Annotated in this window: 13 protein-coding genes; 3 read left to right on the top strand and 10 right to left on the bottom strand. The window is 66.8% G+C overall.

From position 1 onward, the window contains the following. Positions 1-171: 171 nt before the first annotated feature. The 7 genes from rpoH to rhlB form a co-directional block, all read right to left on the bottom strand. Positions 172-1,047, bottom strand: a complete 876-nt coding sequence (gene rpoH, locus ACJ7C5_RS08195; RefSeq protein WP_006473441.1) for an RNA polymerase sigma factor RpoH — start codon at positions 1,045-1,047, stop codon at positions 172-174. Between the two features lie 278 nt (positions 1,048-1,325). Next, positions 1,326-2,036 carry a uracil-DNA glycosylase gene (gene ung, locus ACJ7C5_RS08190; protein ID WP_412703602.1) on the bottom strand — a complete coding sequence of 237 codons (711 nt, stop codon included), beginning with the start codon at positions 2,034-2,036 and terminating at the stop codon, positions 1,326-1,328. Further along, positions 2,036-2,878, bottom strand: coding sequence for a response regulator (locus tag ACJ7C5_RS08185; protein ID WP_088027540.1), 843 nt, complete (start codon positions 2,876-2,878; stop codon positions 2,036-2,038). The genes ung and ACJ7C5_RS08185 overlap by 1 nt, the downstream gene beginning before the upstream one ends. Positions 2,879-2,885: 7 nt before the next feature. Then, the gene (gene ftsX / locus ACJ7C5_RS08180; protein WP_412703601.1) at positions 2,886-3,833 is read right to left on the bottom strand and encodes a permease-like cell division protein FtsX; all 948 of its coding nucleotides are present in this window, start codon (positions 3,831-3,833) and stop codon (positions 2,886-2,888) included. A gap of 3 nt (positions 3,834-3,836) precedes the next feature. Next, positions 3,837-4,523 (bottom strand): cell division ATP-binding protein FtsE, encoded by a 687-nt coding sequence (gene ftsE, locus ACJ7C5_RS08175; protein WP_019338976.1) that lies wholly within the window; start codon positions 4,521-4,523, stop codon positions 3,837-3,839. Between the two features lie 98 nt (positions 4,524-4,621). Continuing rightward, complete coding sequence (locus ACJ7C5_RS08170) at positions 4,622-5,365, bottom strand: class I SAM-dependent methyltransferase (protein ID WP_412703600.1); 744 nt, start codon at positions 5,363-5,365, stop codon at positions 4,622-4,624. Between the two features lie 329 nt (positions 5,366-5,694). Then, positions 5,695-7,416: an ATP-dependent RNA helicase RhlB gene (gene rhlB, locus ACJ7C5_RS08165; RefSeq protein WP_088027546.1), complete on the bottom strand. Its 1,722-nt coding sequence runs from the start codon at positions 7,414-7,416 to the stop codon at positions 5,695-5,697. Between the two features lie 510 nt (positions 7,417-7,926). Between rhlB and trxA the strand changes: the two genes are divergently transcribed. The 3 genes from trxA to ACJ7C5_RS08150 all read left to right on the top strand — a co-directional run bounded on the left by trxA (position 7,927) and on the right by ACJ7C5_RS08150 (position 12,023). Further along, positions 7,927-8,256 carry a thioredoxin TrxA gene (trxA, locus tag ACJ7C5_RS08160; protein ID WP_088027548.1) on the top strand — a complete coding sequence of 110 codons (330 nt, stop codon included), beginning with the start codon at positions 7,927-7,929 and terminating at the stop codon, positions 8,254-8,256. A 229-nt stretch (positions 8,257-8,485) separates the two neighbouring features. Beyond that, complete coding sequence (gene rho, locus ACJ7C5_RS08155; protein WP_094001169.1) at positions 8,486-10,237, top strand: transcription termination factor Rho; 1,752 nt, start codon at positions 8,486-8,488, stop codon at positions 10,235-10,237. A gap of 211 nt (positions 10,238-10,448) precedes the next feature. After that, positions 10,449-12,023 (top strand): sensor domain-containing diguanylate cyclase, encoded by a 1,575-nt coding sequence (locus tag ACJ7C5_RS08150; RefSeq protein ID WP_412703599.1) that lies wholly within the window; start codon positions 10,449-10,451, stop codon positions 12,021-12,023. 34 nt (positions 12,024-12,057) lie between these two features. Here the strand turns inward: ACJ7C5_RS08150 and ACJ7C5_RS08145 are convergent, their stop codons facing one another. From ACJ7C5_RS08145 to ACJ7C5_RS08135, 3 genes are all read right to left on the bottom strand, one after another. Beyond that, positions 12,058-12,948 carry an energy transducer TonB gene (locus ACJ7C5_RS08145; protein WP_094001335.1) on the bottom strand — a complete coding sequence of 297 codons (891 nt, stop codon included), beginning with the start codon at positions 12,946-12,948 and terminating at the stop codon, positions 12,058-12,060. 61 nt (positions 12,949-13,009) lie between these two features. Then, positions 13,010-14,740 carry a bifunctional isocitrate dehydrogenase kinase/phosphatase gene (aceK, locus tag ACJ7C5_RS08140; RefSeq protein ID WP_412703598.1) on the bottom strand — a complete coding sequence of 577 codons (1,731 nt, stop codon included), beginning with the start codon at positions 14,738-14,740 and terminating at the stop codon, positions 13,010-13,012. Positions 14,741-14,886: 146 nt separating this feature from the next. Further along, positions 14,887-15,246, bottom strand: a complete 360-nt coding sequence (locus tag ACJ7C5_RS08135) for a hypothetical protein (RefSeq protein WP_005419760.1) — start codon at positions 15,244-15,246, stop codon at positions 14,887-14,889. Positions 15,247-15,278 lie beyond the last annotated feature (32 nt).

Below are 15,278 nucleotides of genomic sequence, written 5' to 3'. Positions count from 1 at the left end.
TGTCAGTTCGATAGCAGATCGCGTCATGAGCCGCCGCAGAGCATCCACGCATGGCGTGGCTCTACTGGATGCCGTACCGCCGAAGTAGATCCATGCCATGCGTGGATGAGCCCCACAAACAAGAAAGGCCCGGCATTGCCGGGCCTTTCTTTATTTCAACGCCACCCCGCCTTACGCGGTGAACAGCGCCTTCATCTTCTTCAGCGCGTTCGCTTCGACCTGGCGGATGCGCTCGGCCGACACGCCGTACTCGTCCGCCAGCTCCTGCAGCGTCACCTTGCTGTCCGCGTCCAGCCAGCGGCGGCGGATGATGTCGCGCGAACGGGCATCCAGCTCAGCCAGGCCTTCGCGCAGCAGCTGCATCTGGTTGTCTTCGCTGTCGGCACGTTCGTAGGCCATCGACGGGTCTTCGTCGTTGGCGACCAGGAACGCGGCCGGCGACGGCGGCGCGTGCTCGTTGTCCTCGTCGGTCGGCGCATCGAAACCGATATCGCGACCGGACAGGCGCGACTCCATTTCCATGACCTCGCGCTCGGACACGTTCAGATCCTTGGCCACCGCGCTCACTTCAGCCGCGTTCATCCAGCCCAGGCGCGTCTTCGACTTGCGCAGGTTGAAGAACAACTTGCGCTGCGCCTTGGTGGTGGCGACCTTCACGATGCGCCAGTTCTTCAGGATGAACTCGTGCATCTCGGCACGGATCCAGTGCACGGCAAAGGAGACCAGGCGCACGCCCATGTCGGGGTCGAAGCGCTTGACCGCCTTCATCAGGCCGATGTTGCCTTCCTGGATCAGGTCGCCCAGCGCAAGGCCGTAGCCGTTGTAGCCGCGGGCCACGTGCACCACGAAGCGCAGGTGCGAATGCACCAGCTCGCGGGCGGCGTCCAGATCGTTGCCGTCGCGGAAGCGACGGGCCAGGTCCTGTTCGTCATCGACCGACAGCACCGGGATCTGGTGCACGGCACCGATGTAGGCGTCCAGCGAACCGAGCGCACTGGGAATCGGGAGATTGTTTGCCACAAGGGCAGTAGAGGTGTTCTGGCTCATAGGCACCCATCTTAGCAGTCCGGCATTTGGACTGCTAAAGGAGGAAAAAGTTCCAGCATCCTATTGATGCAACACTGGTCCCAAACAGAGCCCTACCGTAGCGCGATTTGATGACAGTGGCGAGCACGCTTTTCGGGATTCACAATCCCTTGGAATTCAAGCAATTACCTACTGGAAACCGGCCGATTCCGGTCAAGCGGAGCTGAACGGGCCGTTCTTGAGGCCCATTCAGGGTCAGCAACGTTGCCAGGCGTTCAGCCCGGGCCGGGCACCCGTGCTCAGAGCGCCGAACGCGGCGGCAGCGACCAGTCGATCGGGGCCTGGTCGCGGCGCTGCAGGTACTCGTTGGCTATCGAGAAATGCTGGCAGCCGAGGAAGCCGCGGTGGGCCGACAGCGGCGACGGGTGCGGCGACTTCAGCACACGGTGGCGGCGGGTGTCGATGACCTTGCCCTTCTTCTGCGCGTACGCGCCCCAGAGCATGAACACCAGGCCGTCGCGTTCGCGGTTGAGCACATCCACCACGTGGTCGGTGAAGCCTTCCCAGCCACGCCCCTGGTGCGCACCGGGCTGGCCCTCTTCCACCGTCAGCACGGCATTGAGCAGCAGCACGCCGCGCTGCGCCCACGGGATCAGGCAGCCGTGGTCCGGACGCGGGATACCGAGATCGCTCTCGATCTCCTTGTAGATGTTCAGCAGCGACGGCGGCACCGGCACGCCCGGCGCCACCGAGAAACTCAAACCATGCGCCTGGCCGCGGCCGTGGTACGGATCCTGGCCGAGGATGACCACCTTCACCTGTTCGAACGGCGTGGCGTCGAACGCGGCAAAGATCTGCGGACCAGGCGGGAACACCGCCGCACCGCTGGCCTTGCGCTGGCGCAGGAAGCTGGACAGCTCGCGCATCTGCGGCTGCAACAGGTAATCGCCGACATGCTGCTTCCAGCTCGGTTCCAGCTGGATCGTCGGGGTGTCGGCTACTTCATCCATCATCGAATCAGGGGTCCATCATTCAATCGGGCCAGCCGCAGCTGGAACAGCACCTTGGTGACCAGCAGCCGTTCTTCGATCGGCTTCAGCACCAGGTCGTTGGCACCGGACTGCAACAGCCCGGTCTGGTTGTGCGGATTGCCATCGCCGGTCATCACCAGCACCGGCAGGCGGCGCTTGCCGTAGCCGAAGTCCACGCGCACGCGCTGCACCACGTCGCGGCCGCTCAGTTCACCCTTCAGGGTGACGTCGGTCAGCACCAGGTCGATGCGGTGGCGGCTGCGGCCCAGCGACTCGGCAGTGAGCAGGGTGAACGCCTCTTCGGCGCTGACCACGTGCAGCACGTTCAACTGCTGGCGCTCCAGCATGCGCTTGGTGGCCTCGGCCACCACGCGGCTGTCCTCGATATAGAGGATGGTGGCGCCGGGTATGGTCTGCGGCTGCACGTAGCCGCGGATGAAGGTCGCCAGTGCCTCGTGGCCCAGCGCCTTGTCGAAATAGTCGGTGACGTACTCGGTGAAGCGGCGCTGCTCCAGGTGCTGCTGGGCATCGCCGGAGACCACGATCACCGGCACATAGGCCTGGCCTGCGGCTTCGCGGACCATGCGCGCCAGCGCCAGGCCGTCGCCATCACGCAGGGTCAGCGAGGTGGTCACCAGATCCACCGGCCCCTGCGCCAGCGCCAGCTGTGCCTCCTCGATGCTGTCGCAGCCGATCACCTCCACGCCCGGCAGGTCACGCTGCAGGACGTCGGCGATCAGCTTGCGCACCAGCTTCGAGCCATCGACCACCATCACCCGCGTCGCGGGCCCTTCAAGGTGCTTCAGCGCTTGCGGTTGCATGCCGGTCTCAGGTGTCGGTCGGGCGGGTCTGGCGGAGGAAGTGGCCGGTCACCAGCCATGCCCCCAGCCAACCCAGCAGCAGCGTGCCGAGCAGGACCAGGCCGCCATGCAGCAGGTCCAGGCCGTGCAGCACGAACGGGCTGCCGTAGCTGCGCGAGAGTTCGGCCAGCGGCACGCGCAGGGCGGCACCGGCCGCAGCAATCAGGGCCAGCGCCACCGCGCCGGCACCCAGGCCATACCAGGCGCCCAGGTACAGGAACGGGCGACGGATGAAGCCATCGCTGGCGCCCAGCAGCTGCAGCACGCCGATCTCTTCGCGACGGGCCTGGATGTCCAGGCGCACCGTGTTGCCGACCACCAGCGCGGCGCCGACGCCGAGCAGTACCGACAGCACCTGCACCAACCGCGCACCGAACGCCAGCCAGGCATCCAGACGCTGGCGCCACAGTGCGTCGTGCTGCACCAGGTCGGCCTCGGGCAGGCTTTCCAGCGTGCGCGCCAGCCGCGCGTCGTCCTTGCCCTGGCCCGGGGTGATCACCAGCAGCGACGGCAGCGGGTTGTCGTTGAGTGCATCGATCGCCTCACCGAGGCCGGCATCGCGCAGCTCCTGCAGGCCCTGCTCGGGCGTGCGCACGTTCACTTCGGCCACGTCGTCGCGGTCACGCAGCTGGCCCGCCAGCCGCAGCGCGCCGGGGCCATCGACGTTGCCCTTCAGGAACACGTTGATGTCGCGCGACTGCTGCACGCTGCCGGCGAACTGCTTGAGATTGTCCAGCGCGATCGACAGGCCCAGCGGCAGGGCCAGCGCCAGCGCCATGACCATCACCGTCAGCAGGGTCGCCCACGGCTTGCGGCAGGCGCGACCGAGGCTGAACACCACGCTGTGCACGTGGTGCTGGAACCAGACGCCCACGCGCGAGGGGGCGGCGGCTTCGCTGTTTTCGTTCTTCGCCATCGGTTACTCCGCCAGGTCCTGCGGCGAGATGTCATCCACCAGCCGGCCGTGGTCAAGGATCAGCACGCGCTTGCGCATGCGGCGCAGCAGCGGCAGGTCGTGGCTGACCACCAGCACGCTGGTGCCGCGCGCGGGCAGCTCGGCGAACAGGGCCATGATCTCCGCCGCCAGGGTCGGGTCGAGGTTGCCGGTCGGCTCATCGGCCACCAGCAGCTTGGGCTCACCGACAATGGCGCGGGCGATGCCGACGCGCTGCTGCTCACCGGCCGACAGCTGCGAGGGCAGCGCCTTCTCGCGATGGCCCAGGCCCATCCGCTCCAGCACCGAGCGCACGCGCTTGTTGATGTCGCCGCGTCGGGTGCCGCGCAGGATCAGCGGCAGCGCCACGTTCTCGGCGATCGAGCGGTCCATCAGCAGGCGGTGGTCCTGGTAGACCGCACCTACTGCGCGACGGTGGCGGGGCACGTCGCCGCCACGCACCTTCAGCAGGTTGCGCTCGTCGAACACCACCGCGCCGCGGCTTGGCCGCTCGTCCAGGTGGATCAACTTGAGCAGGGTGCTCTTGCCCGCACCGGAATGGCCGGTGACGAACAGCATCTCGCCCGGCGCGACCTCGAAACTGACATCGGTCAGTGCCTCGTGGCCACCGGCGTACTGTTTGCTGACATTGTCGAAGCGCAGGACACTCATGCCCCGATTATGCAGGAGCGGCGCCGCCGATCGGTAGCGCTGGGCCCTGCCTGGCGGAATCTTCGATCCGCCGCGGTGCCCGCCCGGCTGCCCGGGCGCTACGCTTCCTTGCGGGCGTGCAGGACCACCAGCGCGTTGTTGTCCCGGTATTCATCCCAGAAGCCAGGAGGCCGGGCCTGGCATTCCGCCGCTGTCGGCACCGGCGCCTGCCACTGCAGCCCGGGCAGCCCCGCGCGGGCGGCCGCCTGCTCATGCTGGTCCGCGCGCCATTGATGGTCGGTGACGCGGGCCACGGCCGCATCGGCGAACTCCACCTCCACCAGGTGATGATCGTCCAGCACCTGTTGCCCGACGATGCGTGCGCCGTAACGCGAAAAGTCGCCCCGGGCCAGGCGGAATGCCGGATGGGTAACGATAGCCAGCAACCTTCCGCCCGGTTTGAGGACGTCGGCCGTGGCCCGGTACATGCGCTCCAGTTCCTGCAGCGTATCGGCGTGGTTGAACAGCCAGACCGCCACGGCAATATCAAAACGAGCCGGCATGTCCAGACGGGTCGCGTCGCCGTGCAGGAACTGCATGGCGTCACCGCCCTGCGCGGAAAGCTGGCGCGCCTGCTCGATCATCGCGGCGGACAGATCGACGCCGAGAGCGCTACGGGCCCCGTGCAGCAGAAGGTGGCGGCCGAAATCACCGGAGCCGCAGGCCAGATCGATGACATCCCGCCCCTGCAGTGGACCGGCCAGCTCCAGCAGCGTCCGGCGTTCCAGCGGACGGGATGCAGAAGCCGCTACGTGCTGCGCGTAGTGCAGATCGAATGTGTCGTAGCAGGGTGCGGATGCCATCGCGTGACGCCTCCGGATGCGGGAGGCGTCAGCTTGGATGGAGGCTGGCAGGCGCGGCCAGAGTCAGATGCGACAGGGTCGCCTGGCAGGCGGCTGCGCGGCATGCCGGCCAGCGGCCGGCACTACCCTTCAAAGCCACCCGACCAACGGTCGGGTGCTACCGGTCCGGCCTGGTGGGTGCCGACCGTTGGTCGGCACACCTTTCAATGCCACCCGACCAACGGTCGGGTGCTACCGGTCCGGCTTGGTGGGTGTCGACCGTTGGTCGGCACACCTTTCAATGCCACCCGACCAACGGTCGGGTGCTACCCGCTGATCGGCAGTACCGATCAGCTGCCCGACAGCATCCGGCGGATCTTGCGGCCAATGCGGGTCAGGAACGAATCGCCGGTATCAGCAGCCGTGCGCACCGGCTTGGCCACCACCTGCACCGGGGTGACCGGGCTGGCGCCATTGCCGGCGGCGCTCTGCACGCCCTCGGCACCCTCGACCGGACGGCCGTGGCGACGACGACGGCGCTTGCGCGGCTTGTGCTCGCCGTCCACCGCACCTTCCGGTGCGCCTTCGGCACGCGGCGGGCGCGGCGGACGCGGGGCCTGGGCAGCGGCGCCTTCGGCACCGGCGACCGGGGCGGCAGCGCCCTGCTCGCCTTCCACGCGCGGCTTGCGCGGGCCGCGCGGACGGCGCTCGCCGCTGCGCTCACCGTCGCGACCACCACGACCACCACCGCCTGAACGGCCGCCGCTACGACCACCGCCCCGACGCTCTTCCTCGGCGGCGCGGGCTTCGCGCGCTTCGCGGAAGATCTGGCCGACGCTTTCGTTGTCCTCGCCTTCCTCGCCTGCCGCCGGAGCCGGGCGTTCCGGACGCGGCAGCGGCGTCAGCAGTTCCTTGGTGACCGGCTCGGACGGAATCTTCTGCTCGATGTAGGCCTCGATGTCCGGCAGGCCCATGGCGTAGCGTTCGCAGGCGAAGCTGATCGCATCACCCTCTTCGCCCAGGCGCGCGGTACGGCCGATGCGGTGCACGTAGTCTTCGGCGTCGAACGGCAGGTCGTAGTTGTAGACGTACTTGATGCCATCGATGTGCAGGCCGCGCGCGGCCACGTCGGTGGCCACCAGGATTTCCAGCTGGCCCTTCTGGAAGCGGTTGAGCAGGCTCTCGCGCTTCTTCTGCGGCACGTCGCCGGACAGCACACCGACTCGGTAGCCGGCCTTTTCCAGCGAACGGGCGACGCGCTCGACGAACACCTTGGTGTTGACGAAGACCATGGTGCGCGCACCTTCGCTGCGCGACAGCAGGCCCAGCAGCAACGGGATCTTCTCGTCATCGGCCGGGAAATAGATGCGCTGGCGCACGCGCGCGGCAGTGATGGTCTCGGCCTCAACCACCAGCTTCTGCGGTTCGTTCATGTGCTCATAGGCCAGTTCCAGCACGCGGTGGCTGAGGGTGGCACTGAACAGCAGGGTCTGGCGGGTGGTGCGCTCGGGCATGCGGCGCAGCAGGAAGCGGATGTCCTTGATGAAGCCCAGGTCGAACATGCGGTCGGCTTCGTCCAGCACGCAGATCTCGCAGGCGTGCAGCGATACCACCTTGTGCTGCTTCACGTAGTCGATCAGGCGGCCCGGGGTGGCGATGATCACGTCCACGCCCTGCTGCAGCAGCTCCCGCTGCTTGTCGTAATCCACGCCGCCGTAGACCAGGGCGAAACGCAGGCCCAGGTCGGAACCGAACTTCACCGCATCCTTGTGGATCTGGATGGCCAGTTCGCGGGTCGGGGCGAGGATCAGCGCGCGCGGATCTTCCGGCTTGCGGTCAGCCAGGGCCGGACGCGTCAGCAGGCGGTTCACGACAGCGACCAGGAAGGCCAGGGTCTTGCCGGTGCCGGTCTGGGCCTGGCCGGCAACATCACCACCGGGCAGCGCGACCGGAAGGGTCAGCGCCTGGATCGGGGTGCAACGGGTGAATCCGGCTCCTTCAAGGCCGGCCTGCAGGGCCGGATGCAGCTCGAAGGAGGAGAAGGTCAAATCGGTCAGCGGTTTGTCGCTCATGAGTCCGTCTTGGTATGGCCGCCGGCCCGTGGGGCGGCTGGCACTTCATCGTCTAGGGGCACCGTCGCAAACTGCGGCCCCTGCGGCGGGTTGGCAGGCTGGGACCACCCGGTCCGCGCGCCGCACAATGCCCCAGTTTAACGCACTCGGGCCAGCAAACCGGAATGACCTGTCTCACAATGTCAAGAGACGGCTTCCTTCACCCAGCCACACCGGACTTGAACGGCCCTGCCGGGGCCGCTGGTGTCGCCCACTGCCAGCCCCATGTACAGGAAGACAGTGAAATCCGACACATACCAGGCATCGAAGCGATCACGATACGCTGGGTTCCAGCCGGCGCCTGTCCCTGCCCTGCGATAGGGGTACACTGCCGGCCGTGAGCGTCCAGGCATCCCGCCGAACGCACCGCGGCAGTGCGCCGCGAGGCAACGACGAGGGTCGCGCCACCGGGCATGGCCCAGTTCACCCACCTCCGGCATGGCCGGGTGCAATCCAAGACGAGAAACCAAGATGAGCGACAAGGTTGTACATGTCGGCGACGCCGACTTTGATAGCGCAGTGCTGAATTCCAAGGAACCGGTGCTGGTCGATTTCTGGGCCGAGTGGTGTGGCCCGTGCAAGATGATCGCCCCGGCGCTGGACGAACTGGCCGATGCCTACCAGGGCCGCGCCAAGATCGCCAAGGTCAACGTCGACCACAACCGCGCACTGGCCGCCAAGTACCACGTGCGTTCGATTCCGTATCTGGTCGTGTTCAAGGATGGCGAGAAGGTCGCCGAGCAGATCGGTGCAGTGGGCAAGGCCCAGCTGGCCGGCCTGCTGGACAAGGCCCTGGCCTGATCCTGCTGTTCCCCGGCAGCCGTCGACCACGGCTGCCGGCGGGGCGCCCCGCGCCCATGATGAATGCTGTTCCCGGTGACCCTTGCGTGGCGCCGCTGGCCGATGATAGTGTCGGCATATCCGGCCGCGTTCGCGTGCCGCACCCTCTGGACGCAGTTTCTTCCAGACCCATTCCCAACGTTCGCCGCCCCAGCCGGGCGCTCGCACCTTCAAGCGAGGAATAACGCTCTTGTCCGATAACACTTCCGAAACCGGCAGCGCCGATGCGCCCGCCGAAAAGCGCGTGCGCAAGCCCCGCGTGAGCAAGGCCGCCGCTCCGGCAGCCGCCGAAACCAGCGCCGCTCCGGCGCAGCCGACCCTGCCGCTGGCCGCCGCGCCCGAAGCGCCGGCACCGGCCGCAGCCGCCCCCGCACCGAGCGCGCCCGCCGCCGAGGCCCCTGCCAGCAGTGGCGGTGGCGAAGGTGGTGAGGGTCGCGAATCCGGCCAGCCGCGCCAGCAGAACCACCAGGGGGGCGGCCAGAACCAGGGCCAGAACCCGTACAACCAGAACGGCCAGCAGGGCCAGGGGCAAGGTCAGGGCAACCGCCGCGACCGCTTCCGCAACCGCCGCGACCGTGACCGCAACAACCGCTTCCGCGACGATGGCCTGCCCAACGATGGCGGCGAGCAGCAGCCGTTCGTGCCGCGCCCGCACGCCAACGTGCCCGAGGGCTTCCCGGTCTACTCGCTGAGCGACCTCAAGCGCATGCCGGCGCAGAAGCTGCTGGAAATCGCCGAGCAGCTGCAGATCTCCGAAGGCGTGGCCCGCGCCCGCAAGCAGGATGTGATCTTCGCGCTGCTGAAGGTGCTGACCCGCCACGGTGACGGCGTCGCCGCCGACGGTGTGCTGGAAATCCTGCCGGACGGCTTCGGCTTCCTGCGCGCGGCCGAAGCCAGCTACCTGGCCGGCCCGGACGACACCTACATCTCGCCCAGCCAGATCCGCCGCTTCAACCTGCGCACCGGCGACCACATCTCCGGCCGCATCCGCTTCCCGAAGGATGGCGAGCGCTACTTCGCGCTGAACATCGTCGATACCATCAACGGCGAGCCGATCGAAGCGTCGAAGAACAAGGTGCTGTTCGAGAACCTGACCGCCCTGTTCCCGCGCCGTCGCTTCACCCTGGAGCGCGGCAACGGTTCGTCGGAAGACATCACCGGCCGCATCCTCGACCTGATGGCGCCGCAGGGCAAGGGCCAGCGCTCGCTCATCGTTTCCCAGCCGAAGGCCGGTAAAACGATGATGATGCAGCAGGTGGCCACGGCCATCACCACCAACCACCCGGACGTGCACCTGATTGTGCTGCTGATCGACGAGCGCCCGGAAGAAGTGACCGAAATGCAGCGCACCGTGCGCGGCGAGGTCATCAGCTCGACCTTCGACGAACCGGCCGCGCGCCACGTGCAGGTGGCCGAAATGGTCATCGAGCGCGCCAAGCGCCTGGTCGAGCACAAGAAGGACGTGGTGATCCTGCTGGACTCCATCACCCGCCTGGCCCGCGCCTACAACAACGTGGTGCCGAGCTCGGGCAAGGTGCTGACCGGTGGTGTGGACGCCAACGCCCTGCACCGCCCGAAGCGCTTCTTCGGTGCCGCGCGCAACGTGGAAGAAGGCGGCAGCCTGACCATCATCGCCACCGCGCTGGTCGACACCGGTTCGAAGATGGACGAGGTGATCTACGAAGAGTTCAAGGGCACCGGCAACAGTGAAGTGCACCTGAGCCGTCGTATTGCTGAGAAGCGCGTGTTCCCGGCCATCGACATCAACCGTTCCGGCACCCGCCGCGAAGACCTGCTGATCGAACCGGAACTGCTGCAGAAGATCTGGATCCTGCGCAAGCTGCTGCATCCGATGGATGAAATGGCCGCGATGGAGTTCCTGCTCGACAAGATGAAGAACACCAAGTCCAACGACGAGTTCTTCGGTTCGATGAAGCGCTGATCCACGGCATTGCATCGAAAAGAACCTGCCGCTCGCTGCGGCAGGTTTTTTTTTGCCTGCAGGGCGACGCACTTCACTTCGCCGCCGCCGACTTTTGGGGATAATCCGCGCGATACCCTAGCCCGGCCCCCGTGGGCCCTGCCACCGATTCCCGCTGTCGCCCCTTCCGGAGAACCGGTCGGGTCCAGCCTCCTGCCGGATCCGTCGACGCATGCGAACGCTGTCTCCCCGCCTCAACCTGGGCAAGCTGATCCTCGCCCTGGCACTGCTCAGCGCCATCATCGCCCTGGCCAACACCCTGCTGGCCAGCTACCGGGTGCAGCGCGACCAGCTGGTCGGCAACACCCTGGAAGCCAACCGCGTCTACGCCACCAAGCTGGCCGAGACCACCCAGAACTTCCTGCTGGCCGCGCAGCAGCAACTGGCTTATGCCGCGACCCGCCTGGGCGAGGACGACCTTGATCCGAAGCAGGCCCAGGACGAAGCCAGCCGCCTGCAGCTGCAGACCAGCAGCTTCAACTCCTCGCTGGTGGTGGACGCCGACGGCCTGGTGATCGCCACCTCGCCGCAGACCCTGCAGCTGCAGGGTGAGGTGCTGCACAGTGTCGGCAACAACGCGGCACTGGCGGCGCGCCAGCCGATGATCAGCGATCCCTACCAGTCGGCCACCGGCAAGCTGCTGGTCTCGCTGTCGCACCCGATCTTCGACCGCCAGGGCCGCTATCGAGGCTATGTCAGCGGCACCCTGTACCTGCGCCAGCGCAGTGCACTGCACACGCTGCTGGGCAAGCACTACTACCGCGACGGTTCCTATCTGTACGTGGTGGACCGCAATGGCCGCCTGCTGTACCACGCCGATGGCAAGCGGGTGGGTGACTACGTGGTCGGCAACCCGGCGGTGAAGGCCGTGGTGCGTGGAGAGCGTGGCGCACAGCAGGTACGCAACAACCGCGGTGTGTCGATGCTGGCCGGCTATGCGCCGGTGGCGGCCACCGGCTGGGGCATCATCGCCCAGCGCCCGACCGAGGCCACCCTGCAGCCACTGTCACGGCTGATGACTGCGGTGATCTGGAATGCGATTCCGCTCGGGCTGCTGTCGCTGCTGGTCACCTGGTGGTTCGCGCGCCGCATTTCGATGCCGTTGTGGCAGCTGGCGCGCAATGTGCAGGGCGGTGAGGATACCGGCAATGCGATCAACCATGTCAGTGGCATCCGCGCCTGGTACTTCGAGGTCGCCCAGCTCAAGCAGGCGGTGCTGCACAGCTTCAATGCCCTGCAGGATCGTATCGGCACGCTCAACCGTGCCAGCCGCACCGACCCGCTGACCGGCCTGCTCAACCGCCGCGGGCTGCAGCAGGCGCTGGACGCGCTGCAGGTGCAGGGCATTCCGTTCGCGATCCTGGCGTTGGACATCGATCGCTTCAAGTCGATCAACGACAGTTACGGACATGACGTCGGCGACAACGCCATCGTCCACATCGCTGACCAGATGCGCCGCTACTCGCGCGACAGCGACATCCTCTGCCGCGCCGGTGGCGAGGAATTCCTGCTGCTGCTGCCGGGCATCAGTACTGAATCGGCCCGTCAGGCCGGTGAACGCCTGCGCCAGCACATCGCCGACCATCCGTTCGAACCGGTCGGCACCATCACCGTATCGCTGGGCGTGGCCCACTTCCCCAGCTTCCACGTCGACGCCGAGCAGGCATTGCGGCTGGCCGACAAGGCGCTGTACATGGCCAAGGAACAGGGCCGCAACCGGGTGGTGATCTACCCGTACGCCGACTGACGCGGCGCCGGATTGCCCGGCTCCGCTCCAGCACTCAGCTCTCTTCCAGCGGGGTCAGCAGACGCACGCCGCGCTTGGCGCCATCGACCATGTACACGCCGCCTTCCGGCAGCAGGTCGCTGCCGCCCCGCTCGACCGGGGCCGACTTGCGCCACGGTATGGTCTGCCGAGGTCCCGGAATGAAGGCGCGCCAGCGACCATAGCGTTCCTGCGCGGTGTTGCGGTCGTTGCCCAGGGCGAAGCCTACCGGGACGCGTACCTCCCAGCTGTCGCGGGTGCTGTCCTCGCCGGTGGTCGGTGGGTTGAAGGTCCAGCTGCGGGCGCTGCTGATACTGGCTCTGGCCAGGATGTCGCGCATCTTGGCCATGGCCCGTTCCGGGCCGACCACGGTCATGTTCACCTGTTCGGCGATGACATCGGCCACGGTGCCATCACGCGCCACCTTGATCATCAGCAACACTTCACCCTGCGCGCCATTCCGATAGGCTTCGTCCGGATAACGAGGCGGGGTTATGCGCATCTTGGTCACCGAATCGGTAGCCTTCGGATCATATTCACTGAAATCGACACTGGTCATGCTGACCTGGTAGCCACCATCGGCCATCTGCGTCCCCCTCAGCCGCACCCGCATCGGGGCACGTGCAGCCACTGCCTTGCCATCGTGCAGCGTGGGTTCGAAGCGCCAGCCGCCGATTGTTCCTTCCACGAAGGAGGCGATGCTCGGAGTCAGGGCCGATTTCTGATCCAGTACCAGCGAGCTGACCTCGCCCTCAGGCGTGATCTCGATATGGCCGGACAGCACCATGCTCATTTCCGCGGTGGCACGCACCGCACGCGTGGTCTGCGCGCTGGCCTGGCCAGCAAGCAACGGGGTGCCGGCACCTACGGCCAGCGCGAGAGCGAGAAACAGGGGGGAACGCATCATTGCCGGATCCTTGGTGATGAACGGCGAGCGTACCCCAGTCCCAGCCACCATGACAGCCGGTTCAGGCCAGCCGGTGCGTGCCTGCATAGGGCGGCGTATCCGGATAGTCACCACGGGCGAAGCGTTCCTGCAGGCCCTGCCACCAGCCCGGATCGAACAGATGCCGGTAGTGCTCGCGCACTGCGGCCAACTCGCTCGCCGGCAGGCCCATGAACGGGCCGAAGCGCTCCGGAAACACATCGCGCGGACCGACATGGAACCAAGGCTCGTCCGCCATCGCTTCCTCAGGCGTGCGTGGCTGCGGCCAGGCACGGAACACGCAGTCACTGACCAGGCAGAGCTCGTCGTAGTCGTAGAACACCGCACGGCCATGCCGCGAGACGCCGAAGTTCTTCGGCAGCATGTCGCCTGGGAAGATGTTGTTGCGCGCCATGTCGGTGATCGCCTGCGCGTAGTCGAGCACCGCCGCGCGCACGGCTTCGCCTCCCTGCTCGCGCAGGTACAGGTTCAATGGACGGAAGCGGCGCTGCACGTAGCAAAGTGAAACTTCCACCTGGTCGCCATCGACGCGCACGCTCTGCGCGCACTGCTCCAGCAGCTCTGCCAGCAAGGCCGGTGCGAAGCGGTCGCGCGGGAAGCTCAGGTGGCGATAAGGCTGCGCATCAAGCAGGCGTCCGACACGATCAAGGTTGAACACCAGCGCGTACTTCTCTTCCACCTGCTGCCGCGACATCGCCTTGGGCCACGCGAAGCGGTCGCGGATCAGCTTGAATACCAGCGGATAGCTGGGCAGGGTAAACACCGCCATGACCATGCCCGGCGTGCCTTCGGCGTGCACCAGCCGCTCCTGCGGATGCTCGTTGAAATGGCGGAAGAAGGTGCGATAGCGCTCGGTCTTGCCCTGCTTGGCCCGGCCCAGCACCGTGTAGATCTCATCGATGGGCTTGCCCGGCAGCAGGCTGCGCAGGAACACCACCGCATCACCCACCGTGCGCAGGTCGGCCTGGAAATAACTGCGCGACACGCCGAACAGGTGAGCGACATCACGGCGCCGGGTCAGCACCGCGTCGGCACGCAGGCCGTGCCTGTCGTTCACCAGCGCGATCACGCAGGGCGAGAAGCGGTGCTCGCCGAATACACGTCCAACCAGATAGGCGCGGCGTTCGCGGTAGAACACGGTGTCGAGCAGCTCGATGCTGCGCACTGGCGTGTCACCCCAGTGGACCAGATCATCCTGCAGGCGCACGGCGATGGCCGCCGCGCAGCGCAGCTGGTGCGCGTACGGAATGTCGAAACGATAGTCGGCCAATACGCGTTGCAGGGCCTCCACCGGCCGCGTCGGCGAGACGGCATAGGTATGCCGCGCGACGGGATGGGTGATCGCATCGGACGGCTCGACGTCGAAAGCAATGAATTCCAGCGCCGGGTCCACGCCGCGGGTAGCAAACAGGCGTCGCGACAGCGTGTTGTAGAAAGTCTTGTACAGCTCGGCGTCGATCAGCCCCTGCAGCAGCGCGCTGTAGCGGGCGTGCACCTGCAACCACAGCGCGCGCTCGCCGATCGCGTCACCGGCGAGGCGGCGCAATGTATCCATCTGCTCGGCGATGCACAGGTCGTACAGGGCGATGCGCTCAACCGCATCCTGGCGCGCGCCGGCCCAGTCGCACTGCTCGAAGCGCTGTCGCGCCCGCGCGGTGATCGCCGCAAAGCGGGCGTGGTACTGCTCGAAACCATCGCGGATGGCGCTGGCGATACGCGGCGCGAGTTCGGCAGCGATGTCAGGCTGGGACATGCACGGCTCGGCAGGGAGACGGGCATCCACCATACGCCGGCGTGTGCGATGCCGTCGAGCGCAGAGGTAGTGTCGGCCGCTGGCCGGCAGCCCCTGGACCTCCGGTGGATCCATGCAGATGCCGGCCAGCGGCCGGCACTACCGGCTCAGATCGCCAGTTCGGCCTCCACGTCCTGCACCTTGCGCCGGGCCAATGCCAGGTTGGACTTGGTACGGTCCAGCACGATGTAGAAGAACAGGCCCTTCTTCTTCGCCACCGGGCGCATGATGTGGTACGCCTTGCCCAGCGAGATCAGGATGTCCTCGATGCTGTCGTTGAGATTCAGCGACGCGGCGGTCTTCATCTTGGCGCGGATCACTTCGGTGTTGCCGGCGGCGGCCACTTCCATGTCCATGCCGGCACCGGCTTCGCCCAGCAGCATGCCGCTTTCGTAGTCGACCAGCGCCACTGCCTGCGCGCCGTCGATGCCCATCAGTGCGTTCAACGATTCATTCAATCCAGCCACGTCGCACCCCTTGTCGATGTTGGTTCGAGCCC

Origin of the sequence: Nocardiopsis yanglingensis (assembly GCF_045809185.1) — a bacterium.
GTDB classification, from domain to species: domain Bacteria; phylum Pseudomonadota; class Gammaproteobacteria; order Xanthomonadales; family Xanthomonadaceae; genus Stenotrophomonas; species Stenotrophomonas yanglingensis.
Note: the sequence above shows the minus strand (reverse complement) of the source record. Positions and strands in the feature narration are given on the sequence as shown.